Source organism: Streptomyces sp. NPDC056222 (assembly GCF_042264065.1).
Classification (GTDB): domain Bacteria; phylum Actinomycetota; class Actinomycetes; order Streptomycetales; family Streptomycetaceae; genus Streptomyces.
In genome coordinates this window covers 1-23837 of the sequence record NZ_JBHJTL010000117.1, presented here as the reverse complement: position 1 = coordinate 23837, position 23837 = coordinate 1, and the positions used below count along the sequence as shown (strand labels likewise).

Sequence of the window (23837 nt, the reverse complement as noted above, 5' to 3'; positions counted from 1 at the left end):
TCTGGGCTGATCATGGTCTGTGGCTAGTTGCGTGCCGAGTTCAGGAGCAGGGCGAACGACTCCTTCTCGAAGAGCCAGCCGTACTGGTCACCCTTGACCTCAGTGCCGTTGATGGCGACCGTGGGGGTGCCGGGGCCGCGGGGGTCATCGCCACCGGCTGCCTCGTATGTCCTCTGCGAAACGGTGACGAAGTCCTTGTACTTCATCGTCGCCACGGCGGAGTCGAACGTCTCGCTCCGCAGCCCCTCGACCTGGTCGGCGAGTTCCAGGAGGGAGGCCGTGGTGTATCCGCCCGCGAGTTCGTTCTCGGCCATGTTCTCGAACATCACGGCGTGGTACTCGGTGAACTTGCCCGCGTCCAGTGCCGCGCGAAGGGCGTTGACCGCCCTCTTCGATCCGTCGCCGCCCACGCGGTCGTCCCTGAAGGACGCGAGGGTGTACTCGGTGTTGGCCTCGCGGCGCAGCGTCATCTCCCGTAGCGCCGGGGCGCCGGTCGCCTCAAACTCCTCGACGACCGGACAGCGTGGGTCCTCATACAGCCGCACCGTGGTTGCCGCGGCCGGGTCGCCCACCACAATCGTCGTGCCGTCCGCAGCCAGTTTTTCCGGCAGCTCCTCGACCCCCGTGTAGGCCGCTGGCGCAGGTGTGCCAGCGCCTCTGTCATCCATGGACTGCGCCTTCGGTGCGCACCCCGCCATCATGAGCACAGCCATTGCGGCCGCGGATGTGGCGGCCAGCACTCTTACGTTTCCCACCTGCGGGTTCCCTCCCCTTGACCGCGCAGACTCTAGGCGCTCCAGGTCACGAATCGCACAGCGATTTCGACCGCTGGACCAAGGACCTTCTCTGGACGGCGCGTGGAGTGGCCCTCGACTGGCTGGCACGTTCCGCACACTGCACGAACGGGCGAAACGCCCCCGTTGCCGACAGCAACCGACTGGGGAACGAAGAGCGGCCCTGGGGAAATTTCGAGATCCGCATCAACATCGACCAGGCGCAGCGCGGCCAGTTCCCCGGACCGGCACCCCGAATCCAGGACGATGCCCACTATCGCCAGCAGCCGGGCCCGCTCCGCCCCCGACATGCCGATGCCGTCCCGCTCCAGCGGACCCGACGACGCCATGTCCGCCAGGCCCCGGTACAGCGCGGCCCGATCCTGCCTCGCCACCGTCTTCTTCAGCTCCGGCTGCTCCACGACGGGCAGCCACACCGGTTTGTCCGGCACCACCAGGCCGGCCAGGATCCCCAGGCAGTCCCGCGAGGCCGACGACGGCTTAGAGGTCATCTCATTTGGTTGAGCCGGTAGGCTGCGGGCAGTGGTCGGGATCGTTGAACGGCTGGTGCCGGACGAGTTGTGGGAGCTGTTCCAGCGGGTGGTGCCGGAGGCTCCCTCGCGTCCCCAGGGTGGTGGCCGGCGGCGGCACGGTGACCGGGAAGTGCTGGCGGCGATTGTGTTCGTGGCCACGTCGGGCTGCCCGTGGCAGCAGCTGCCGTTCGCGTCGTTCGTACCATCGGGAGCGACGGCCCACCGGCGTTTCGCCGAGTGGACGAAGGCCAGGGTGTGGGCCAAGCTCTACCGCCTGGTCCTCGACGAACTCGGGTCCCGAGGCGAGCTGGACTGGTCCCGCTGTGCGATCGACTCGGTGAACATGAGGGCCTTGAAAAGGGGGACCTGACAGGTCCGAATCCTGTGGACCGGGGCAAGTACGGCTCGAAGATCCATCTGATCACCGAGCGGACCGGTCTGCCCATCTCTGTCGGGATCTCGGCGGCGAACCTGCACGACAGTCAGGCCCTGATCCCGCTGGTGAAGGGCATACCGCCGATCCGGTCCCGCCGCGGACGCAGGCGGCGCAAGCCAGGCAAGCTCCACGGCGACAAGGGATACGACTACGCCCACCTGCGGAGATGGTTACGCGAACGCGGCATCACCCACCGCATCGCCCGCAAGGGTGTCGAGTCCTCGCAGCGGCTGGGCCGTCACCGCTGGACCATCGAACGCACCATGGCCTGGTTCGCCGGCTGCCGACGCCTCCACCGACGCTACGAACGCAAAGCTGACCACTTCCTCGCCTTCACCAGCATCGCCTGCACCCTCATCTGCTATCGCCGACTCGCCTGCTGATGTGGGTGCGCAGGAGCTGAACCGCCAGGTCATGGTCATAGTAAGTGGCCATGTCCAGGGGGGTGCGACCGTCTGGATCTGCGAGTTCCGGATCCGCGCCGAAGGCCAGCAACACGGCAGTGGTGTGCACACTCAACGGCCGGCCACTCTGCAGGGTGCTGTCCCCCTCGGTATCGATCGCGTGCGTCAGCAGCGTCATGTTGCTGAAGACCTCATCGGGGTCAGAACCGTTAGCGAGCAGGCGGGCCAGGGCTTCCGCATCCTCATGCTCGACCGCGTGATGGGCTGGTGTCCAGTAGTCACTCACTAGGGCATTCAACAAGGATCGAAACGCATCTACCAGCGACTATCAACGTTGCCAGTCACCAATTGAGATGACCTCTTAGGAGATGGCGCGAACCCGACTCGGACGTCAGATCGAGCGAAAGAAATGAACAGTGCCGTCGTGGCGGGGTACTTCGAGGACCGGCCTTGGGGGACATCGGTACTGCGGTTGGCGCTGAGGACGGTGCTGGTCGGCCTGTGAGTGCGCTGACCCGGTTAAGTCAAGATCCACTGGTTGCCCCATGGACGCGTATCTCGGCTGAACCCCAACCACTCCGCCACGAGCGGGTCGGCGTCGTCCAGCTGGGACACGTCGGGAGCAGCGCCCGGATCGTGCGCAGGCACCCAGTCGGACAGGTCATCGTCAGGATCGCGCAAGGTCATGGCGGCTTGTCTGCCTGGCCCTCTCCGCGCAGCATCGCTCGTGGTCAGTCTGGCCAGATAACCCGCGCGGTCCGGCGGTCCCCTCGAGCACGGGCTGATTGTCCCGTCTCAATGGACCTTGACCGGGCTCACCTACGTCTGACGACAGCCCTGTTCGTCTCATCGGTCATCAAGGCCGGCTTGGCGATTCTTGATCAACTTTGGGTAGTGTTCTGCTCGCCCGCAGACGCGGAACGTATGACACGGGGGAGCAGGGTAATGGCGATGAGGCGCTGGGCGAAGCGGACGGCCGTCGGAGCGGTGGGAGTGCCGGTGGCGCTCGCAGTGGTGGCCTGTGCCGGGGGGAAGTCCCTGGAGGAGGCGGCGAAGGGCACCTGGGACTGCACGATCTCCCAGGGGAGTCTGGCGTTCTCCGGGACTGTGACTGTCGGGGACGGGACGTACCAGGTGAGCCAGGGCGGAGGCGAGGGCAGCTCCGGGACGTGGACGCTGTCCGGCGGCAAGCTTGAGGTCAAGGGCGATGACGGCCCCTACCAGGTGAACGGCGTGCCCGGCGAGGTGGACGAGCTCATGGGCATGGAGTTCGGCGAAGACGGCAGTGAAGAGCTTTCCCCGTGGAGCATTGGGTGGAAGGGCGACACTGTCACCTTCCCCTACCACGGCGCCAAAGTCGCTTGTCAGAAGATGTAGTTCCGTTCCGTTGCGAGTGAACTGGCGCCGTGGCGGCTGGCCGGCGGGGCGAATGGCGTGTGCCTGCTGTCAGCAGGACTCGACCGGCGCCCACGCCGGGAAGCCCGGTGCCGCCGTACGGATAACCGCACGACAGGTGTTGGCGCGGACGCATCGGCGCTCGCATCCGGCGGCCGTACGACCAGCTCACGCCGACACCAGAACCATGATCAATCTCAGCGGCTCTTTCTGTACCGCAACTACTCACGCCCGTCGAGCCCCGTGGGTTCAGGGAAGTTGAAGGCTCTTCAGTGGGAACCCGCGGGTCGGATGCTGTGCTCCGCGAGGGTCGGCCCTCGAGTTCCGTGCCCACTCAGGGCGAGCCGTCCTGGGGTGTGACCGAGATGCGCGCCAAAGGGGCAACGAGATGATCTTGAAGCCCTGATGCGCTCGGACTCACCTGCGACGGCGGGCGGGCCGGCAACCGTGCCGCCGCGCCGTGCGATCCGTACACCGGTGACACCACGGCGGGCGGCCGCAGTTCCGGCATGAACGCGGGGTCGGGATGGCCGCCCGCCAGATCCACCAGCGGCGGGGACCCGCGGCGGCCGCCGCGAGGCGGCAGGGTCGCGCTCGGCGACATGCCGGGCGACCGCGTCGACGCCGGTGCGGGCGTACCGCTCCAGGGAACGGACGGAGGCGTGGCGGGAGTGGGCCAGCAGCATTCCGGCCGAGGCCTTGCGGTCGGTGAGGAACAGCGGGCCACGCGTACGGCGGGCGATCCCTTGAGGAGAGGGGACTGTCAGTGCCTGACGCCGACCAGGCCCGGCGTCAGCACGCTTACCTGGGTCATGCCCCCAGATCCTCCGTCACGGGCAGGCACTCGGCGAGCAGGTCGACGACGTCGCGCCAGGCTCGCTGCGCGTGCCGTGGGTGGTAGCCGACGCCGGGGACCGTGGGGTGGTCGACGGTCGGGTGGTGGAAGGCGTGCAAGGCGCCGCCGTAGACCGTGAGGTGCCAGTCGACGCCCGCGGCCTGCATCTCGGCAGTGAACGCGTCCCGTTGCGCGGGCGGCATGATCGGGTCTTCCGAACCGACCCCGGCCCACACCGGGCAGCGAATGCGTGCCGCCTCGCCCGGTCGGCCCGTGGTGGTTGCGTTGACTGTCCCGATCGCGCGCAGGTTGACGCCGTCACGCCCGAGTTCCAGCCCGATGGCGCCCCCGGTGCCGTAGCCGATGGCGGCGATCCGGTCGGGGTCGGTCCGCGGTTCGGTGCGCAACACGTGGAGCGCCGCATGGCCGATGCCCCGCATGCGGTCGGGATCGGCGAGCAGCGGCAGGCAACGGGCCAGCATTTCCTCTGGGTCGCTCAGATAGCGTCCGCCGTGGAGATCGAAGGCCAGCGCCACGTACCCCAGCTCGGCCAGAGCCTCGGCCCGTCGGCGCTCGACATCGCTGAGCCCCATCCCCTCGGGTCCGATCAGGACTGCGGGCCGGCGCTCGGCACCGGCCGGGAGCGCGAGGTATCCGATCATCGTCAGGTTGTCGGCCGGGTATTCGACCGTACGGGTTGTGATCGTCGTCATGCGACTGGACGGTAATGACCGTTGCGCCCGCTCGGGGTGGTGTTCACCGATGGCAGACAGCAGTCTGTCCCGACTACATCACCCGGACCCATCGGCTGCCTGTCGTCAAACGATGGCACCCTCAAGTGATCAACGCACCACCCACGGATGATCATGTGGTCGTGGAGGCACAGGTGCGTGACTACGGGTTTTCGCCAGCTCAGCAGGATGAGATCTGGAGACGCTGGCGAGAGGGGCAGTCGTTCAGCCTGATGGGGCGGGCGCTTGGGGCGCCGATGCACCATGTCCGCCGGTTTCTGTACCAGAGCGGCGGCGTCCGCCAGGCCCCGCAGCAGCGGTCGAAGCGGCATCTGACCGGCGACGAGCGCGAGGAGATATCGCGCGGTATCGCGGCCGGTGAGTCGGCCCGGCAGTTGGCCCGGCGACTGGGCAGATCCGCGTCGACTGTCTCCCGCGAGATCGCCCGCAACGGTGGCCGGGACCGCTACCGTGCCGCGTCCGCAGACGCGGCCGCCTACGCGCGTGGGCGTCGGCCCAAGCAGGCCAAGCTCGCCCAACAGCCCGCTCTGCGGGCGCTGGTGAGACCAAGCTGGCACTGTGTTGGTCGCCCGAACAGGTCGCGGGCTGGCTGCGACGCCAGTTCCCCGGCGACGTCTCCCTGCAGGTCTCGCACGAGGCGATCTACCTCTCGCTCTACGACCCACACCGCCGCCAGGCGATCGACCGCAGCCTCACCCAACGGCTGCGGTCCGCACGGCCCATGCGCCGGCCAAAGATCGCCCGAAGGCCCACCGGGCGGGGCGTCATCCGCGGCATGGTGTCCATCAGCGCCCGCCCCGCCGAGGTCGAAGACCGAAAGGTTCCCGGCCACTGGGAGGGCGACCTCGTGATGGGCACCCGGCCCTCGGCCGTGGCGACGCTGGTCGAGCGCACCAGCCGCTACACCGCCATAGTCGCGTTGCCGGACGGCATCAAGGCCGAGCAGGTCGCCCCGCACCTCACCCGAAGCCTCCTCGGCATCCCGCGCCAGCTACGGCGGACCCTCACCTGGGACCGGGGCCGAGAGATGGCCGAGCACCAGGCCATCACCGCCAAAACGTGTATGCCGATCTATCTCTGCAAGCCGCGGAGCCCGTGGCAGCGCGGCACCAACGAGAACACCAACCGACTGCTACGGCAGTACCTCCCCAAGGGGGCTGACCTCCGCACGTTCAGCCAGGCCGAGCTGGACGCCATCGCCCACGAGCTTAACCATCGTCCGCGCAAGACGCACGGCTACCGCACTCCGGCAGAGGTCTACGCTGACCTCCTGAACAGCAGTGATGCGCTGACCGCTTGAGCTCGCCATCCTTATCCGGGGCCCTGGGTGCACCCCTGCGCTTCCGACCGTGCGGTCGCGCACCGGGATCAGGTGCCGTCCACGATCCACAGCCGCTCGACGGCGTCGTCGGGACGAGAGGTCGGCTCGTTCGCGAGCAGCGGCCGCAGTCGCTGGATGACCCGGCAGACCGTCGCCGGCGAGACACCGAACAACGGCGCGAGCTGCCGCATGGTGAGGTTGGTGCGTTAGTGACAGCCACCAGCAGCACGCGGTCCGCCAGCGGCAGGCACCACGGCCGGCCTTCTGCAACACGCTTCAAGGGCTGTCCCGTAATCCTTGGTGGAGCAGCGCGACAGCCCTTAGGGGCGCCTCAGCGCGGGCAACAGGCGGAGCGCGTTGTCACGGTTGATGCCGCGTCGTTGGCGGTCGGTGAAGACGGGGTCGGTCTCGATGGCCGGCACCGTGAAGTCGGTGATGATGTCTGCGGAGGCGGCCGGCCAGTCGGTGCCGAAGAGGATCCGGTCGGCGCCGGCGGTGGCCACCAGAGTGCCCGAGGGGGCCGACGGGCCCGCCGTGTCGTAGTAGAAGCGGTGGAGGTAGTCCCGTACACGGGCAGCATCGAGGGGTGGAGTGCAGAAGCCGCCGAAGGCCTCCATGCGGGTGGCGATCTGAGGGAGGAATCCTCCGGCGTGCGGCAGGATGACTGACAGGTGCGGGTAGCGGTCGAGTGTCCTGGTACGGATCAGGTTCACAGCAGCACGCGTGGTGTCCAGCAGGAAATCGCACATGAAGTTCGGAATTCCGGGGACGGTGGGCACGCCGGGTGTTCCGCCCGGGAGGTCGAGCGGATGCGTGAAGAGGACCGCGGCGCGCTCGTCGAGTTCGGCGAGGAAGCGGTCGTACGAGGGATCACCGAGGTAGACACCGTTGTAGTTGGCTTTCACGCTGGCTCCGACGGCACCGAGCTCGTCGAAGGCGCGGCGGAGAGCCCACGTGGTCACTTCGGGATGGTCCAGGACAGCAGGAGCGAGGACGGCGAAACGGCCCGGGTGCTGGGCCACCAGGTCGGCCATCGCCTCGAAGACGACGGTGAGACCTTCCCTTGCCTGCGCCGCGGTGCGGTACCGGTCCTGCATGGTCGGGTTGAGGACCGCGGTCGCGATTCCTGCCCGGTCCATCAGCGCCAGGGTGGAGTCCAGATCCCAACGCGCCCACCACAGCAGCTCCTGCCGTCGCACCAGGCCCTCACGCTCCGCCCAGTCCACCCATGCCGGAGCGGTGAAATGGTGGTGGACGTCGATCCTTGCCCGGCGGGCGTCATCGCCGCTCCCCGAGCCCCGCGGCACCGCTTCCCCCCTGGCCAGAGCGGTGGACTCGCCCGTGGCAGCGACGGTGGTCGCCAACGCCCCGCCGGCGATGAGCAGACTGCGCCGGCTCATGGCCCGGGTAGATTCTGACATCCGCGTTCCCCATCCGTAGCGCCATCGGTTTGCCGCACCACGATGGCCCGTCGGCGGGCCCACGATCACCACGGCGTGCCCTGTTCGAGGTCGGTTCCCTCGGACGGACGCGGTCCAGCCCACCGTCTGCCACGAAATCCCAGGCCAGGATCCCTTTACGGCCGGCTCAGGTACGAAGTCGGGGGCCGTCGCGTCCGACGGCCCCGTTCCGGGTGATCAGCAGCAGGTGGCGGTCGCGGTGTCGTTGCCGCGTGCGTTGCTGCCGGCCCGGCGATTCAGATGATGCCGGTCCCGGACGACGGTAGCTGCTAGGACTTGTCCGGCCGATCATGTGACTGCTCCGGGTCCAGGGACATCGGTTGAGCAACACCGTTCCGTGAGCCGTACTACCGCGCGTGATCACATCGGGAGTAGCGCACCGCGCCACCTGTCCTTTTCGACGGTACGAGACTCGGCGCCGCGCGGTCCTCGTATCTCTCCTGTGTTCAGGGTTCGTGCTGATGCTGCTGCTCGCTGGTGCCGGCACGGCCTCAGCGCACGCCAAGGTGTCCAGCACTTCTCCGGCAGGAGGGGCGGTCGTGGGCGCGGCGCCGGCAGAGGTGACGATCGACTTCAGCGAGGGGATGGCCTTGGGAGAGGGGGCGGTCCGTGTGTTCGCCCCGGACGGTCGGCGTGTGGACACCGGTCCGGTCGAGCGTGTCCGAGGCGCCGATGACACTGCTCGGGTGCGGTTGCGGGCAGGGCTCGGGGAGGGGACATACACGGTCTCGTGGAAGGCGGTCTCTGCCGACAGCCATCCCATTTCCGGGGCGTTCGCCTTCTCGGTGGGCAAGGCGTCCGCGACGCAGGTGGTGCTCCCCGACCGGAAGCCAGGCAGCGGCTCCGCGGCAGTCCTCTATGACATCGCGCGGTTCTTCGAACTCGCCGCATACGCGCTCGCGATCGGGACGGCAGCGTTCGTCCTTGTGTGCCTGCCCGGCTCGACCCCGCTTGGGCCTCTCAAGGCGCTCCTGATATGCGCGGGATCGGTGCTGCTGGCGGCCGCCCTTGTCCAACTGCTCCTGCGGGCCCCCTACGAGTCGGGAGACGGGGTACGAATGGCGCTGAGCCCGTCGGCTCTGAAGATGACCGTCGGAACCGACCCGGGGCAGGCCTTGATACTGCGCATGCTGCTCACTCTGGCGGCAGGTGCCCTCTGGGGCATCCTCTCCCGGCTGCGGAGGGGTGCCCTGCGCATGACCTACCGTCCCGTCTGCCTCGGTGTAGCGGCGCTGGTGGCTGTGGGTATGGCTACAACGTGGGCGCTCACGGGGCACGCCGCCTCGGGCCCGCAGTCGCCGGCGGCCGTGGTGGTTTCCGTGGTGCATTCCGTGGCTATGGCCGTGTGGCTGGGCGGCCTCGCAGCCCTGGCGACCACGCTGCTGCGCGCGAAGAGCGCGAACCGGAGTCACTCCGCGGCGGTGGGCCGGTTTTCTCGCATGGCGTTCGCGGCCGTAGCCGGGCTCGTTCTCACTGGCGCCTACCAGTCCTGGCGCCAGATCGGCTCGCTGAACGCCCTTGTGTCCACCTCCTTCGGACAACTGCTTCTGCTCAAGCTGTGCGGCGTTCTGGCCATGCTGGGCGCCGCCGGAATGGCACGCAGCTATTCCGCCCGTGTCCGCGGCGCGGCCGGGGAAGGGCACGGCCTCGTGGGCGCGGCCCCCCAGCAGGATGGTGTCGCGGCGCCCCTGACCGCTCTACGTCGCTCGACGGCTCTCGAGGTCGGCGCCGCGGTGGTGGTCCTGGTTCTGACGACGGCGCTCACCGGCACAGAACCGGGGCGGACAGCCGCTGGGGACGCGGCGACTGTCGCTGCGGCATCAGCCACGCCTGCGGGCACCGCCTTTGCCGAGATCCCGTTCGACACCGGCTCAGGCGGCGGACGGGGCAAGGTGCTGCTCACGATCGATCCGGGCCTGTCCGGCGTCAACACGGTCACCGCCGTTGTCTACGGGCCCGATGGCGCCCTGGCGGTCGTGCCCGAAATCCGTGTCTCCCTCACGCTGCCCGCGAAAGATCTCGGCCCCTTGGACGTGGAAATGACGGACGTCGGCGGCTACTGGGCGTCGAAGGACTTCCCGCTCCCGCTACCGGGCGCCTGGCGGGCGAGCGTGACGGTACGCACGAGCGACATCGACCAGGCCACCACCGCGACAACCGTCCGGATCAGCGAGTGACCCTGATCGCGGCGGGTGAGATCTCAGGTCCGGCCCCGAGGCGGGCGGGGTCGCGGCCGCGATGCGACGAAGCCTGCGGCCGGGAGCCGGCCAGATGCCGGCTCATGGATGTGAGGAGCACTCGTCAAAGCGGGTGACGTCGTAGCGGGCGGCGAGCACCTCACTTCGCCCGCTCTGCGCCGAGGCCGCTGTCACGGAATTGGACGAAGCGGTCGAGCTGTGGAACGTCACGACACTACGCCCCGATCACCGCAGCAGTGCGGGGTTCGTACCGGATTTCGGGCGCGCCGGAGGCGGGCTCGTTGGGGCGCGTTCACCAGGGGATTGATTCCTCGTGCCTGCCGTCGGGTGGGGAGGTGGGGGCGTGCCAGGGCTTGTCTTCGCGGTGCGGGGGCAACTGTTCCGGTTTGGGGATGCGGAGTTTGAGCAGGCGGGCGAGGCGGATGCGCTCGCTGGGGGTTGCCCAGGCCTGGTGGGTGTCGAGGAGTTCGACGGTGGCGGTGTTGAACGCGGCGCCGGTCTGCCGGGTGCGGGTGATGGCGCTGAGGTAGAAGTCCAGGTTCGCGTTGCCCGGCGTGCTGGTGGGGTCGGTCGCGGTGCCGCCGTCCGGGGTGATCCCGAGCTGGAGGGCGGCGAGGCTGGGCAGCGGGGTAGCTGCGCCGGGCAGCACGTTACCGGTCGAGTACGTCAGTCGCTGTCTGCCACGGGCGTCGCGTGTGTTCAGCAGCGCCATCAGTCTCGTGTTCAGTCTGCGGGCGAGCTCCGTGCGGCTGGTTGCCAGCCGCGGCTGTTGGAGGAGCAATTGCCCGTAGTAGGCGGTGTTCAGGGCCTCATTGATGGCTTCCTCGTTTCGGTTGTTCGGGTCCGCGCGGTGGAGGGTCTCGTGCGAGAAGGGTCCCCGAGCAGCCGGAAGTCCTCGTAGCGGTAGGGCTGGTTGAACACGATGAAAGGCCGCGGATCGGTGGCGGGCCCAAGCAGGACCATGGCAATCGCTTCGGGACGCGGTGTGATGCCGAAGATGACGCGCGAGTAGATGCCGTCGCGGATCGCTTGGATGCTCGCTTGTCCGGGGCTGCCGGCCAGGGAGGCGAGGGCGGCGCGCAGGTTCGGATCGGGCACGATGGCGGCGATCTGCTGGCTGTTGAAGACGGCAAGCCCGTCTTCGACCGCGCGGCTTCCGCGTGGCTTGAGGGTGGTCTTGAGCTGCTTGACCAGTTCCTCGGCGGTGATCGCGCGGGGTGGCGCGGGCTGCATCGGTGGCCCATCGGGATAGGCTCCCGTGCTCAGCAGGCTCAGGTCGGTGGGTGGGAACGGCGGCTGGGCCAGCTGCCGCAGGGCCACGCTGTCAGAGGGTTTGTGCTCGGCTTGGTCCTGGGAGTTGGAGAACGTATCCCGAGGCGCCGCCACTGGAGCTTCGGCGACAGCTGCGCACGGTGTGGCCAGGACGACGGCGGCAGTCATGGCGAGGGCGGCAGCGCGGCGACGCGCGGAGAGTGCGACCATGTCCCACTGCTATCTGACCGCCGCAGCCCAGCCGTGCCACCCCGCCACGGGGGACCGGCCATTTCACCCGCATGACGGCTGGGTGGCCGATTCGCTTTGCGCCATCGACGCCGGCATCAACCGAGCCGTGTTGTGGCTGGCGACCACCGCACGCCGCCGACCAAGGAGTGCGCTTGGCTGGAGTCCGGGGCTGGCTGCCGTGCCCGCACCAGCGGCGGAAAGGGACAGGTGCGTGGCCCGGCCGTGCACCGTGGCTGTCTGCTCCTCGGATGTGTCCGCCTGCTCGCAGGCCACACAGGTCTGCGTTCGCCCCCCAGAGGGAAGGCCGTGCTGTGGGATTCGTACGCGTGGTCCACGGCGGCAACGGCGTAGCCGCGACTCGTGAGATCGGCGGCAATCGACGTGAGGGTGGTGCGCAGCATCGAGATTCCCGGCGAGAGGAGCACCTAGGGGGAATGCCCCGGCGCCGGAGGAAGAATGTCCTGAGCATGAGTACGTGCTTTGGAGGCTCTTGCGGCAGGCACCACGCCAGTTCACTGGCCTTCAGAGCGAGGAGCTGCGTCTCGTGACGGTCATGTATGCCGCGGGTGAACCGCTCGTTCCGCACGCTGGGGAGGGCACCGACACCATCAGTTCCCGGTTCCCCGGCGTCGGCACTCACGGGTCGTTGCGGTGCCGGTCTATGTGCGAGGCACAGCCCACCGTGTACGGGCCGCCGGGAAGCGGTAACGCCAACCTGCTCGTGTGCGAAACCCGGGAGGGTCCGCGTGCCCTGCGCGGATGCGGGGGTGACTCCGGGCCCGAGGCTCTGCTCGCCGGCGTCAGCATCGAGGACTACGTCCGCTTCGGACGCGGCCACGCCAGGGCGTCCGAAGACGTCCCTGGCACCGTCGCACGTGCCACAGCGGTGGATTCAGATTGAACCTCGATTCCGATACCCCAACCCTCCAGCGGCCCCTGGGGCCGCAGCCGCTGAGCTGCGACGTCGGGCTTGACCGGGTGGGAGATGCGCAGCTCCAACAGCCGCGCGAGCCGGACTCGCTCGCGGGGAGTCGCCCAGGCCTGACCGCGGTTAAGAAGTTCGACGGTGGTGGTGTTGAAGTCGGCCCCGGTCTGGCGGGTGCGGGTGATGGCGCTGAGGTAGAAGTCCAAGTTCGCATTCCCCGGGGTGCTGGTGGGATCCGTCCCGGTGCCGCCGTCGGGAGTGATGCCGAGGAATGCGGCACCGAAACTCGGCAGGGGATTCGCCGCGCCAGGCAGGACGTTCCCTGTGGACTGGGTCAGCCTCTGCCGGCCGTGCGTGTCGCGGGTGTTCAGCAGCGCCATCAGCCCTGTGTTGATCAGTCGGGACAGCTCGGTGCGGCTGGTGGCCAGCCCAGGCTGCTCCAGCAGCAGCTGTCCGTAGTAGGCGGTGTGCAGCGTCGTGTTGATGAGTTCTTCATTGTTGTTGACCTGCGAGTCCTGGTGCAGGGTCTCATGGGAAAGGATGACTCCGAGTCGTCGGAAATCCTCGTAGCGAAAGCGCTGGTTGAAGACGATCTCCGGGCCACCTGGGCTGATGACGACTTGCGCAGTGGCGGCCGGGTTCGGGGGTGTGCCGAAGTAGACACGGTGGAAGATGCTGCTACGGATGGCCTTAATGCTCGCCTGAGCGGAGCTGCCGGCCAGAGAAGCGAGGGCAGCGCGGAGATTCAGATCCGGCACCACGGTTGCGATCTGCGCACTACGGAAGACAGCAAGTCCTTCCTCAACCGCATGCTGGCCGCGGGGCTTGAGGGTCTTCTTGAGCTGCTTGACGAGTTCCTCAGTGGTGATGGTGCGGGCAGACGCGGGCTGCATCGGCGGCCCTTGCGGGTAGGACTGTGTATTCAGCAGGCCGAGGTCCGCGGGCGGGAACGGCGGCTGAGCCAGCAGCTGCAGTGCCTCACGGCTCGGATCTCCGACTTCCGCATGAGCGCTTGCGGCGCCTTGGTCGGCAGCTACAGGCGTGGCTGCCACCAAAGGGGAGGGGAGCAGTGTCGCGGCGGTCAGTGCCAGGGCGGCAACGCGCCGACGTGGACGGAGTGCGGTCATGCAGTAGGACTATCCAGTGGCAGACGGCGACCAGGAGTCCCGCGCCGAACCGTGACCGGGCATTCACCTTTCCGGCCGCAGCGCCTCAGACCGAGCCGACGGACGAGCCACGGACAGGGCCGTTCGGTCCCGATACTCCCAGCTCGGAGATCAGCAACGGGTCCAGCCTCGGCCCCGCCGGCGACGGCGGTCTCCAGCCGCTCGGCTGGCTGCCCGACGGATGGCCCGACCTTGGCCCGCGGCAGCCAGGAGAACCGTTCCCCCTGAACTGATCGGTCACTACGTCGAGGCACACGGCTATGTGCCGCCAACCGCCTTCATCCAGGCGGTTCTCGCCACAGGGTGAACCGGACAGCTTCACGGCTGGGTGAGGATCCTGGTCCGCAGAAGCGTGAACGATGCGCGGCCATACATTGCTCGATTGAGGGTTTTAACCCGGTTGACGTGGCCTTCGACCGCGCCGGAGATCCATGTGTGGGTGAGTCCGGCGGTGACGGCGTCGAGGTCCTGGCCGAGGAAGCCGGCGGAGCCGCCCATCGGGTTCGGGGCGTCTTGCTCGGCACCTCTACGGCAGCAGTCCTCGTCATCTGGCTCGGCACCTGAGCCGGAGCGGATCTTCAGAACCCGGCATCGGCGGGACGCTGGTGCCGTGGCTCAACTTCTGTGGTGTCCTCCGAGGCGCTGCAGCATGCTACGGCTCGGTTCTTACCGGCCTTGCGACCTGCCGGGTCTTGCGGGCGCCGACGATCGCCGCCACAAGCGCGGCTACTGTGAAGAAGACGACCAGGAATGGACTCTTGCATCTCGAAGCAGTCACGACCATGTAGACGAAGACAGCCCAGTCAACCCAGGTCCGCTTCAACGACGCCGCCAACCCGTTCATGATCCCCTCCTGCCGGAAGTAGATCACGCGGGAGAAGCCTGCAGATGCCAGCGCGCGTCACTCAACGTGTGCACTCCACAGAAGTTGGACCAGAGCCTGAGAAACGGGTTCTGGTTCAGCTTTCGTGCCGGGTGACGCTCCGTTATGGCTGGACATCGAAGAGAGCGATGGAAGGTGGGAGCGGGGCAAGCACTGTGCGCAGGCGGGTGAGTATGGACCGCCACTGCTTCCAGTCCTCCGGGTCGACCCAGTTTGAGGCCGGCCCGTCCTCGTCGCTGGCGATGCGGGCGAGGGCTTCGTCGGCGAGTTGCCGAAGGTCGGATGGGAACACGGGCATAGGTGTTTCCGGACCGTAGGACATGTCGACGGGTTCGCCTCCCGGGCATTGCGCCGCGATGAGTGCAGCGGCGGCCACCGCCTCTTCCGCTTCCGTGAGATAGCCGGTGGCGTCGATCGTCCGGATGAGGACGCCTCGGATCAGGGCTTCGCGCGCCTCGGGCTCGGCGTCGTCGAGAGCGTTGGCGAAGTCTGCGGCTGTGTCGTTGTCGAAGGGACCGGTATCCCAGGTGCCCATGCTGATCTCCCTTGTGTAAGGTCGCCCGGATTCTGGCATCAGGGACTGACAACATGACTACGGGGCGAGCAGGACCCGGTTGCGTAGAAGTTGGAATTCCGCCTCCCCTCCGTCCCGCCAGCACTGCCAAGCAATGCGAAGTTGGTGCGGGGCTCGCTGCAGGGTCAGTTCTGTCCTTGGTGGGGTGTCCGGGCCTGCCTGCTGGCTCAGCGCTTCCGCTCCTGCTTGTTCCGCTGGTACGTGGTGGATGTTCCGCCTGCAGCGTCGACCATGGCCTTGAAGTCGGCTCCGTCGAAGCCTTCCTCGCCGGACCCGGGGCCGCCCCGGTTCTCGGCGTAGGCGCGCTCTTCCGTTCCGTCGCGGCACTGGACGACGTTGCGCTGCACGCCGGGGGAGTCGGCCATACGGCCGGCGTCGTGCGTGAACGCGTATCTTCGGGCCCGGACGGGGTCGTCGTCGCTGGCAAAGGCCGGCCGCCAGCACATCGCATCCGGAGCGAGCAGGCTCCGGCCGATCGTCGGGGACGCCGCGAAGTACGGCGGAAGAATATGCTGCAGCCCATCGGCGGACTCATAGAGGAATCGGACACGGTGAGCGAATCGTTCTTGCTGATCTGCGACGATCAACCGCACGACGCGGTTCTCACAGACCCCGGCCCCGAGGCGATTGAGGTCGTGAAGCTGCTACACAGGCGCACGGGGCTGAGCCTGTGGTGCTGCAAGTCGCTCGTCAGCCAGCTGCCCGCAACCATTCTCGAGAACGTGCCCGAGGAAGTCGCCACCGCCCTGGTGGACGAACTCCGCGAAGCCGGTGCTTGCGCCCACGCCGAAGTGAAGCGGTAGCGGTCGTCACAAGATCTGCGACAGCACTTTCACGTGAACGCCGACAGGCCGCGCGGACGCGGAACAGGTGCCCCGGCCAACCGGCAGACCGCGCACGACACCAGCCGGGGTTCTGGTCTTCGTTGAGGCTTCCGGGGTCCAACTCGGCTCACTGTTTGGTGCGTTACTGCGGGTCGGGGTTGTGGAGTTGGTAGTTGACGGTGGTGAGATGGACGTGGAAGGCGCGTCGCGTCGCTTCCGGGCTCGCTGGGACTGCGCCCTGACCACGGATCCGGGACCAGGGTGGTCTCTCCTCGCTGAGGAGACCTGTATCCCTGGGGGAGGGGGCGCTGATGGGGCGTCACCGAAGGGAGCGGGCGGAGCAGCTGTGGAAGACGTCGACGGCCCGGCCCGCGCCGCCGATCTGGCCGGGGACCAGGTCTGCCTCGTTCTCCACCCGGAGCGCGTACTGACCGCTCAGTGACCCAGCCGGGCCGCGAGCCCGTCGAGCACGCAGTCCAGGCCGAACGCGAACTCGACGTCGGGGTCGACTTCCTCGGCTTCGAGGACGCGGCGGGCGAGCATCGGGTGTTCGCCCGCCGCGAGGACCTCGCTGATGTAGGGGCCGACGCTGCGCTGCCACTCCTCCTCGCTGAGCCCGGTGCGCTGTTCAGCGCGTTGAAGGGCCTGCTGGGCAGCGACCGATCCCAGCACGTACGCGTGCACGGCGCCGAGCGCCTGAGAGGCCAGGGTGATGTCGGGCGTGAGCGCGACGGCGGCGCGCAACGCGGACTCGGACCGCCGCAACGAGTTGGGGCCGAGCGCGGGCCTCCCCGCCAGTTCACTCGCCAACCAAGGGTGCCGCAGCAGCGTCGCACGCAACGCGTAGGCGATCGCCCCCAGATCGGCACGCCAGTCCTCAGTGGACTCGGGCAGCGGATCCTCGCCCTGCGCCGCGTTGACCATCAGGTCCACCAACTCGTCGCGGTTGGTGATGTACCGGTAGAGCGAGGCAGTCCCGGAACCGAGATCACCCGCGACGCGCCGCATCGACACCGCCGCCAATCCCTCCGCGTCCGCGACGGCCAGCGCGGCGGCTACGAACTGGTCCACCCCGGGCGCGCGCCGACGCGGCTCGGGGCGCGGCCGGGTCCACACCGACGAGGGAACGGGTTCGGTCATTGGGGCGGTTCCTTTCCTCGTTGACCCGCATCATACCTTCTGGATACGGTGTATCCATGACGGAGACAGTGTATCCAGAGGTGCCCGTGCTCGTGGTCGGAGGCGGCAGCGTCGGCCTGCTCACCGCAGCGCTGCTCACCCACCACGGCGTCCCCGCGGTGCTCGTCGAACGCCGGCCCGGGCCGTCGGCGCACCCACGTGCCACCGGCATCGGACCGCGCACCGTCGAGGTCCTCCGCGAACTCGGGCTCGACACCGCCGTCGATGCCGTCGCGGTCGACCTCCGGGGCGCCGCGGGCAAAGCGGTGGCGCGGACCGTCGTCGAGATGGGCGCGGGCGACGTCGTGACCGTGCCCATGCCGACCCCGTCCGCCGACGAACTGGACGTGACGCCGTTCAGACTGCGCGGCGTCTGCGCCCAGGACCGGATCGACGCCGTCGTAGCAGCCGACCTGACACGCCGAGGAGCGGACCTACGCTGGTCGACCCGCCTGGTCGGCATCGCGCAGGACGCCGACGGGGTCGACGTCGAACTGGAGGGACCAGACGGCCGCTACTCGCTGCGGTGCACGCGCGTAGTCGCCGCCGACGGCACGCACAGCACCGTGCGGACCGCGCTTGGAGTGGGCACCTCCGGACCGGGCGACCTTGGCAAGTCGATGATCAACATCCTGTTCCGCGCCGACCTTCGAACGCACCTACGGGGAATGTCCTTCGCCACCTGCACGATCACCACGCCGGAGGCACCCGGCCTGCTGGCCACCGTGGACGGCGAGACGAACTGGGTCTTCCACGTCCCCTGCGACGTCGACGGCGGCGAACGCCCCGAGGACTTCACGCACGAGCGCTGCGCCGCGGTCGTCCGGCTAGCGGTCGGCGATCCCGACCTCGACGTCGAGGTGCGCAGCGTGCTCTCGTGGCGGCCCCGGAGCGCAGCGGCCGAAAGCTTCGCCGTCGGCCGCGTGTTCCTCGTGGGCGACGCCGCGCACACCGTGTCGCCCCTGGGCGCGTTCGGCCTCAACACCGGGGTTGCAGACGCGCACAACCTGGCGTGGAAGCTGGCCGCCGTCCACCACGGCGAGGCCGGTGCTGGGCTGCTCGACACCTACACGCACGAACGTGAACCGGTCGCTGCGGCGACGCTGGACCAGGCGATGCGCAGGCTCGCCGACCCCGAGCTGCACTGGGGACGCGGACCCGAAGCCGAAGCCGCCAGAGCGGCGGCGGGAGTGTGGGCGGCGCCGGTCGTGCACCTCGGCCAGCGGTACGACTCGGCCGCCATTGTCGACCCGCAGCCGGAACTCCCGTCCACAGTCGACCTGGTGCTGGACGGTTCGCCGGGTTCACGGGTGCCCCACGCGTGGATCGATGGGGATTCCACGCTCGACCTCGTGGCGTCCCGGTGGACCCTGCTGGTGGGCGTCGCCGGCGACCGCTGGCTCACCGCCGCGGCGGACATCGGACTCCCCGCGCATCGCGTCGCGGTCCCGTGGCTCCCCGGGGAAGGGGCGCTGCTCGTCCGTCCGGACGGGATCGTCGCGATGCGTGCCACAGCGTTGGCGACGGATCCGGCGCACTTCCTCACCAAGGTCTTGGACCAGGTGCTGGCCAGGCCGGTCCCGGGTGCCTAGCACCGGAACGGGGGCGCGCCTCGGCGGAGGAGTCCCTCTTTGCGGCTAGGCCGTGTATCGAAAGGGGATCTTGGGCTGTGAATGATCGTGCTTCATGGGGCGGGGAGATCTCACGGACGAGCAGTGGGCGGTGCTGGAGCCGCTGCTGCCGAAGGGCACGTGGGCGGGGCGACCGCCCGTCTGGCCTCGTCGGCAGCTGATCAACGGCATACGGTTCCGGGTCCGGACCGGGGTTCCGTGGCGGGACGTGCCCGTCGAGTACGGACCATGGGGCCGGGTCTACGACCTGTTCCGTCAGTGGCAGCGGAGCGGCACCTGGCACCGAATCCTCACCCGGCTCCAGTCCCTGGCCGACGCTCAGGGCGCGATCACGTGGGACCTGAGCGTCGATTCCACAGTCTGCCGCGCCCACCAGCACGCGGCCGGGGCCCGCAAGCAGGGCCACCTGCAGAAAGAATCACCAGGCGGCGTCTTCACCGAGCCCGATGATCACGGACTGGGGAGGTCGCGTGGCGGGTTCACTACCAAGCTTCACCTGGCCGTCGAGCAGGGGCAAAAGCCGATGTCGATTGTGGTCACGGCCGGGCAGCGCGGGGACTCGCCGCAGTTCGAGCCGGTCCTGGAAAAGGTTCGCGTGCCCCGCATCGGAGCGGGCCGGCCACGCGTCCGCCCCGATGCGGGGCACGCGGACAAGGCGTACGCCTCCCGCAAGAACCGCGCCTACCTGCGGCGCCGTGGGATCCGCTGCACTATCCCTGACAAGGCCGACCATGCCCGCAACCGGCAAGAACTCGGCTCCCGCGGTGGCCGGCCACCGCATTTCGACCCGGCCGACTACCGCCAGCGCCATGCGGTCGAGTGCGGGATCAACCGCCTCAAGAGACATCGCGTGTCGCCACGCGATACGACAAGCTCGCCGTCCGCTACGAAGCGACCGTGCTGGTCGCGGTCCTTAACGAGTGGCTGTGACGGGCGCCCTGCTGGGACTATGCCCCGGTGAACTCAGGACTTCCCGCAGGATGGACGATCGAGCACGTTCGCGCTTTTTCCGGAGACTCCAGTGCCGCCCCGCTCTCCTTCGATCGACTCGTAGTCGTCGAGACAGCCGGCCAGGACGACTACGAACCGCTCCGGCCCGATGTGATTCTTGCGTTCCACGAGTTGTGCCTCGTGATGCACGACGGCGAGTGGTTCATGGGGCAGCTCGACGATGACGGCTCGGTGATCTGCTGGGCCTCCTACGGATCCGACCTGGCCGAGGCCATCCGCAGCCTCTGAGCGACACCCCGCATCTTCAGCCACTTTCGCAACACGGCCTAGTTGACCTTGTGGTGCCGGTGATGCTTGACGGACGGCTCCGCATGCGAGCCGTCCAGCAGAGGCGGCAGGTGTACGTGGATGGTGGGCGGTCGTGGTCGGCGCTCTGCTGTTCTCGCGGTGCCGGGCGCGGGCTCGTTGAGACGGTGCCCGGACGGGTGGAGGGCCGCGCCAACGGTCGCTCCGCCCGCCCGGAGTGAGGCGCCGGACCGTCATCCAGGGTGCCTCGGGTGGGATGCGTTAGTTCGTGCTTGAGCATCGAGCACCAGTTTCGAAGATGACGGCATTGTTTTACAGAGGGTGGGGCCGGGTGTCGGACAGAAGGCCGCGTGCGGCTTGTTCACGGGGCGGTGAACTGGCACGACGTACCTGGACGGGGTGTTGTCCAGCACATGGAAGGGCGGACAGGGATTTGTTCGGGACGCAGTCCATGTACGGCAACATTGTTTGGAAATCATCACAAAAGCCCAAGTGGGCCTCATCTCGGGCTGTGCGTCGAGGCTGTTCCGGCATGACGGGTTGGGGCATCTTGAATGCATCGCCCGCTCCGGCCTGACGGCCGGACACAGCGCCAACTGTGCAGGGCGGTACTCCACTTGACCGGACCGTCATCCTAGGAGGCTTCCATGCCCGCCAGCCCTCTTTCCTGTGTGCCGTCGTTCCCGCACGAAGTGCGGATCCGCATCGTGGTCATCGTTCTCGTGCTGATCGCGACTGTCGTCCTCGTCCGCCACGGCTACGAAGCCGGCAGCGCACTGGCGGTGATCACCCTGGCCGGGGGCACCGCGCTGGACCTCGCACGACGTCTGCTGGCACCGGCATCCCAGCCCTCGCGCGGCCGCCGCCGCGCCGCGGCGGGGGAGTGACGAGCCATGCCTCGAGGACGTCCCGAGAAGCCCGTCGACGAAACCATCCCCGAACTGGCGGAACTCGCCACCCGCTTGCGGGCCGTTCGGCACGGAGCCGGGCTGACCCTCGACCAGCTCGCCGGAACCGTCAACTGGAGCAAGGCGATGCTGCAGGCCGCCACGACCGGCACCACCCTCCCCGGCTGGCGCCTGGTCGAAGACTGGGCGAAAGTATGCGACCCTGCGACCAACCTGGACCTGTGGCGCAGCCGCTACGCGGAAGCCCGCCGCGCCCACCGCGCTCACCACGGTCTCGACCACGCACCGAACGCCGCCGAGGATCCGCCAGGATCCAGCGCCGTTCCCATGCCGGGCGACGAAGCGCCGCTGGGCACGCTCTCCCCGTTGCGGGCTGCCGCCCAGCACACGCTGGCATCCGGACTGTCGGCATGGAACCTACGCAGCGACGTGAGCGCCGGCCATGGTGTGGGACCGCTGCCGATCCGGTTCATTCCGGCACCGGTCGACCTCATGGACGGCCCGCCCCAGGTCGACTTTCATGGACACTTCGGCGACCTGCGGGCTCTGTTCACGCTCCTGCCGTCTCAGCGGCTGGTCATCCTCGGCCAGCAGGGCAGCGGCAAGAGCGAACTCGCCGGCCATCTGGGCAGAGCCCTCCAACACGGCAAGGCCGTTCCGGTCCGGGTGTCCCTGGCCGAATGGCGCCCGCAATACGTGTCCCTCCTGGAGTGGATAGCGCACCACCTGCCACACCTCCCGCAGGAACACTTCTCGGCTGAGCGGGTCTCCGTCCTTCTCGGCGCGGGAGAACTTCTGCCCATCCTGGACGACTTCGACGCGGTCGATCCACGCTATATGCAGCGTGCCCTCGAAGAGATCGACAGCTGCCTCACCGGTGTCATCCTGGTCAGTGAGACCGACCCGTTCCGCGTCCTCGTCGAATCCACCAACACACCCCTGGCGCGCAGCAGCGGCATCGTCCTGTGCCCTCTGCAGCGCGACGACCTCAAAGAATGGCTCCCTCAGACCAACCGGAGCGCCGATGCAGCCCTCGTACACAGCAAATGGGAACCCGTGCTCGCCTCCACCGAAGCGCCAGAGCTCTGGGATGTCCTCTCCGCCCCTTCCATGGCCTGCGCCGCCCGCCAGGCGTTCAGCGACGGACGAGCCGACCCAGCAGACCTGCTGGGCAAGTCACGCCACGACATCGAGCGCCAGGTCATCGAATCCGGCTACCTGCCCGCCGTCGCCAAACACGCCTGCGCCACCGGCTACTCCGCACCCCACACCGCTGACCGCTTCCAAGCCTCACTGGCGCTGTTCCTGCGCCAGCCGGCGCGCCCCGACGGAAGCCGCACCGTGGGCGGCGCCGGCTGGCAACCCCCCAAGCGGCCCTACCTCACGCTCCTGATCGCTGTCCTGGCGTTCTTCTACACGTGGGTCACGCTGGCCGAGGACACCATCAGCTCGCACGGCGAGTACGACGGCAGCCTTCCTATGCGACTGGTGCCGTATGCCGTGGTGGCCGCCGTCATCATCGCCGCCATGATGCACCCGGTCGTCACCCGCCCGCCCTCGGCCGTGATCCGTACCGAGCCGCACCCCGCGATGTTGCGGGCTCTCGCCAGCAGAGCAAGCCTGCCGGCCCTTCCCTGCGTCCTGTGCTCGCTGATCACCACCCTCACCGGGGGGCCCAGCGCTGCTGTGCTCGGTCCATTCTTCGCCGTCTACGCAGCTGCCTTCGTCGGCCGGGCGGCCTTCTCGGACGCCAACCCCAGGCAGCACACCCTGGACCAAGGCCCACGCCCGTTTTCGCGGGAACGCCGCAGCGCATGGCTCGGCCTGGAACTTCTCATCGCCCTCTTCATGGTCAGCATGACGCTGAGCGGCATCCCCTCCACGATCCAGGAGAACACCTCCGAAGCCACGACTCTCGTCGCCGCCTCCGCCGTCCTTGGAACAGCACTGCTGCTCACGATCCTTGCCGGCACCCTGGCGGCACCGAACTGGGCCCGCTGCTACTTCGACCGTCACGACCGCAAGGGGCTCAACAACCTCAGTGACACACTCAAAGCCGCACGGAATCAAGGGCTCCTAGTCGTCGACGAGGGTGCCTACCACTTCACCGACGCAGTCCTGGCCCGGCACTACGCCGGCGCGCTCCCGCACTCGGCAGCCGATCTGCCTGTCAGAACCTTCCGCTGGGGCGGACAGGGAGCCTGACCAGGTTGTCATCGACGCCGACACCCAACTGATCGTCGTGGTCGGCCGGTTGCTGGCCGGAATCCGAATCGACCGCAAGGCAGGGAGGAGTCCGGTGCCAAGGTCGCCGTCGGCACTCATGATCGCCGACGGTGGATACCGGCACCGGACTCGCCATCCCACATCGCCGCAAGCGTGGCCAGACCGAACTGACCGACTGCGAGTCGACGGACTGGTGGATTTACGACGGCACGTTGCGTGCCCCGTTGACCGAGCGGATGAGGGCGAAGTGCGCGCGCGGACACCTCGTACCCGATCGACTGGGAGCGGGTCGAGCGCCGCGAGCCGCACGCGTACGACACTGGGCGAGCCGCACGCCACGCAAGCCAGCTCCCATGGCTGCTACGCAGCTTGTGTCGGCGTACTTGCGAATGTGCTCAACGAAGTACAGATAGACGTGCTCGGCTGGAGCTCGACCATGACGGCGTTCAGTACGCGTGCGGCGACTGCAGACCGTCCTGGAGCTCGGGTGGCCTTGTGTCCGACATCCTGGAGGAAGCTGCCGCCTGAGCCAGCCCGTAGGCCAGCAGGCCCGGCCGAAATTCCCAGCGAGGGCGTTGACCGTGCCCATAGAGTCCTGCCTCGATGAAGAGACGAGTGCAGTTCACCGAGCAGGTTGCGCGGTTCCGTGACTAC

Annotated in this window: 23 protein-coding genes and 3 pseudogenes; 12 read left to right on the top strand and 14 right to left on the bottom strand. The window is 68.3% G+C overall.

Annotated elements, in window-relative coordinates; genetic code table 11:
* Positions 1-23 precede the first annotated feature (23 nt).
* Both ACFC0D_RS34270 and ACFC0D_RS34265 read right to left on the bottom strand, forming a co-directional pair.
* On the bottom strand, positions 24-668 hold the full coding sequence (locus ACFC0D_RS34270) for a DsbA family protein (protein ID WP_376444727.1): 645 nt from the start codon (positions 666-668) through the stop codon (positions 24-26).
* Positions 669-787: 119 nt separating this feature from the next.
* On the bottom strand, positions 788-1285 hold the full coding sequence (locus tag ACFC0D_RS34265) for a hypothetical protein (protein WP_376444724.1): 498 nt from the start codon (positions 1283-1285) through the stop codon (positions 788-790).
* Positions 1286-1325: 40 nt separating this feature from the next.
* On the opposite strand from ACFC0D_RS34265, the gene ACFC0D_RS34260 reads away from it, so the two are divergent.
* Positions 1326-2125 (top strand): IS5 family transposase gene (locus tag ACFC0D_RS34260; protein WP_376444735.1). Its coding sequence is split into 2 segments (ribosomal slippage): positions 1326-1665 and positions 1665-2125, totalling 801 coding nucleotides; the frame shifts between segments, so codons are not numbered across the junction.
* Here the strand turns inward: ACFC0D_RS34260 and ACFC0D_RS34255 are convergent.
* Positions 2097-2432, bottom strand: coding sequence for an ankyrin repeat domain-containing protein (locus ACFC0D_RS34255; protein WP_376444721.1), 336 nt, complete (start codon positions 2430-2432; stop codon positions 2097-2099). The two genes, ACFC0D_RS34260 and ACFC0D_RS34255, sit on opposite strands and share 29 nt — an antisense overlap.
* A 659-nt stretch (positions 2433-3091) precedes the next feature.
* Between ACFC0D_RS34255 and ACFC0D_RS34250 the strand changes: the two genes are divergently transcribed.
* Positions 3092-3523 carry a hypothetical protein gene (locus ACFC0D_RS34250; protein WP_376444718.1) on the top strand — a complete coding sequence of 144 codons (432 nt, stop codon included), beginning with the start codon at positions 3092-3094 and terminating at the stop codon, positions 3521-3523.
* Between the two features lie 828 nt (positions 3524-4351).
* On the opposite strand, the gene ACFC0D_RS34245 is transcribed toward ACFC0D_RS34250, so the two are convergent.
* Entirely contained in the window at positions 4352-5089 is a 738-nt protein-coding gene (locus ACFC0D_RS34245; RefSeq protein WP_376444716.1) for a dienelactone hydrolase family protein, read from the bottom strand.
* A 14-nt stretch (positions 5090-5103) separates the two neighbouring features.
* Between ACFC0D_RS34245 and ACFC0D_RS34240 the strand changes: the two are divergent.
* Positions 5104-5499 (top strand): annotated as a pseudogene (locus ACFC0D_RS34240) (hypothetical protein); the annotation flags it as partial.
* Between the two features lie 23 nt (positions 5500-5522).
* Positions 5523-6428, top strand: a complete 906-nt coding sequence (locus ACFC0D_RS34235) for an IS30 family transposase (RefSeq protein ID WP_376444732.1) — start codon at positions 5523-5525, stop codon at positions 6426-6428.
* 45 nt (positions 6429-6473) lie between these two features.
* Here ACFC0D_RS34235 and ACFC0D_RS34230 read toward each other — a convergent pair.
* Positions 6474-6720: pseudogene (locus ACFC0D_RS34230) on the bottom strand (transposase family protein); the annotation flags it as partial.
* Positions 6721-6769: 49 nt separating this feature from the next.
* Positions 6770-7849, bottom strand: coding sequence for an amidohydrolase family protein (locus tag ACFC0D_RS34225; protein ID WP_376444713.1), 1080 nt, complete (start codon positions 7847-7849; stop codon positions 6770-6772).
* Between the two features lie 521 nt (positions 7850-8370).
* On the opposite strand from ACFC0D_RS34225, the gene ACFC0D_RS34220 reads away from it, so the two are divergent.
* Positions 8371-10086, top strand: a complete 1716-nt coding sequence (locus ACFC0D_RS34220) for a copper resistance CopC/CopD family protein (protein WP_376444730.1) — start codon at positions 8371-8373, stop codon at positions 10084-10086.
* 313 nt (positions 10087-10399) lie between these two features.
* Here ACFC0D_RS34220 and ACFC0D_RS34215 read toward each other — a convergent pair whose 3' ends face one another.
* The 7 genes from ACFC0D_RS34215 to ACFC0D_RS34185 form a co-directional block, all read right to left on the bottom strand.
* Complete coding sequence (locus tag ACFC0D_RS34215) at positions 10400-10819, bottom strand: hypothetical protein (protein ID WP_376444710.1); 420 nt, start codon at positions 10817-10819, stop codon at positions 10400-10402.
* A gap of 89 nt (positions 10820-10908) precedes the next feature.
* Positions 10909-11589 (bottom strand): hypothetical protein, encoded by a 681-nt coding sequence (locus ACFC0D_RS34210; protein WP_376444707.1) that lies wholly within the window; start codon positions 11587-11589, stop codon positions 10909-10911.
* 834 nt (positions 11590-12423) lie between these two features.
* Positions 12424-13662 (bottom strand): hypothetical protein, encoded by a 1239-nt coding sequence (locus ACFC0D_RS34205; protein WP_376444704.1) that lies wholly within the window; start codon positions 13660-13662, stop codon positions 12424-12426.
* Positions 13663-14019: 357 nt separating this feature from the next.
* Positions 14020-14199 carry a hypothetical protein gene (locus tag ACFC0D_RS34200; RefSeq protein ID WP_376444702.1) on the bottom strand — a complete coding sequence of 60 codons (180 nt, stop codon included), beginning with the start codon at positions 14197-14199 and terminating at the stop codon, positions 14020-14022.
* A 154-nt stretch (positions 14200-14353) separates the two neighbouring features.
* Positions 14354-14572, bottom strand: coding sequence for a hypothetical protein (locus ACFC0D_RS34195; protein WP_376444700.1), 219 nt, complete (start codon positions 14570-14572; stop codon positions 14354-14356).
* A 115-nt stretch (positions 14573-14687) separates the two neighbouring features.
* Positions 14688-15119, bottom strand: coding sequence for a DUF4259 domain-containing protein (locus tag ACFC0D_RS34190; protein WP_376444697.1), 432 nt, complete (start codon positions 15117-15119; stop codon positions 14688-14690).
* A gap of 206 nt (positions 15120-15325) precedes the next feature.
* Positions 15326-15523, bottom strand: coding sequence for a hypothetical protein (locus ACFC0D_RS34185; protein ID WP_376444694.1), 198 nt, complete (start codon positions 15521-15523; stop codon positions 15326-15328).
* Between the two features lie 144 nt (positions 15524-15667).
* On the opposite strand from ACFC0D_RS34185, the gene ACFC0D_RS34180 reads away from it, so the two are divergent.
* The gene (locus tag ACFC0D_RS34180; protein WP_376444691.1) at positions 15668-15961 is read left to right on the top strand and encodes a ribosomal protein L7/L12; all 294 of its coding nucleotides are present in this window, start codon (positions 15668-15670) and stop codon (positions 15959-15961) included.
* Positions 15962-16417: 456 nt separating this feature from the next.
* Here the strand turns inward: ACFC0D_RS34180 and ACFC0D_RS34175 are convergent, their stop codons facing one another.
* The gene (locus ACFC0D_RS34175) at positions 16418-17122 is read right to left on the bottom strand and encodes a TetR/AcrR family transcriptional regulator C-terminal domain-containing protein (protein WP_376444688.1); all 705 of its coding nucleotides are present in this window, start codon (positions 17120-17122) and stop codon (positions 16418-16420) included.
* 56 nt (positions 17123-17178) lie between these two features.
* Between ACFC0D_RS34175 and ACFC0D_RS34170 the strand changes: the two genes are divergently transcribed.
* The 6 genes and pseudogenes from ACFC0D_RS34170 to ACFC0D_RS34145 form a co-directional block, all read left to right on the top strand.
* Complete coding sequence (locus ACFC0D_RS34170) at positions 17179-18753, top strand: FAD-dependent monooxygenase (RefSeq protein ID WP_376444685.1); 1575 nt, start codon at positions 17179-17181, stop codon at positions 18751-18753.
* A 94-nt stretch (positions 18754-18847) separates the two neighbouring features.
* Positions 18848-19722 (top strand): IS5 family transposase gene (locus ACFC0D_RS34165; RefSeq protein WP_376444682.1). Its coding sequence is split into 2 segments (ribosomal slippage): positions 18848-19643 and positions 19643-19722, totalling 876 coding nucleotides; the frame shifts between segments, so codons are not numbered across the junction.
* Between the two features lie 27 nt (positions 19723-19749).
* On the top strand, positions 19750-20031 hold the full coding sequence (locus ACFC0D_RS34160) for a hypothetical protein (protein WP_376444679.1): 282 nt from the start codon (positions 19750-19752) through the stop codon (positions 20029-20031).
* Positions 20032-20696: 665 nt separating this feature from the next.
* On the top strand, positions 20697-20936 hold the full coding sequence (locus tag ACFC0D_RS34155) for a hypothetical protein (protein ID WP_376444677.1): 240 nt from the start codon (positions 20697-20699) through the stop codon (positions 20934-20936).
* 6 nt (positions 20937-20942) lie between these two features.
* On the top strand, positions 20943-23162 hold the full coding sequence (locus tag ACFC0D_RS34150) for a helix-turn-helix domain-containing protein (protein ID WP_376444674.1): 2220 nt from the start codon (positions 20943-20945) through the stop codon (positions 23160-23162).
* A gap of 1 nt (position 23163) precedes the next feature.
* Positions 23164-23359, top strand: a pseudogene (locus tag ACFC0D_RS34145) (IS5/IS1182 family transposase); the annotation flags it as partial.
* Positions 23360-23837 lie beyond the last annotated feature (478 nt).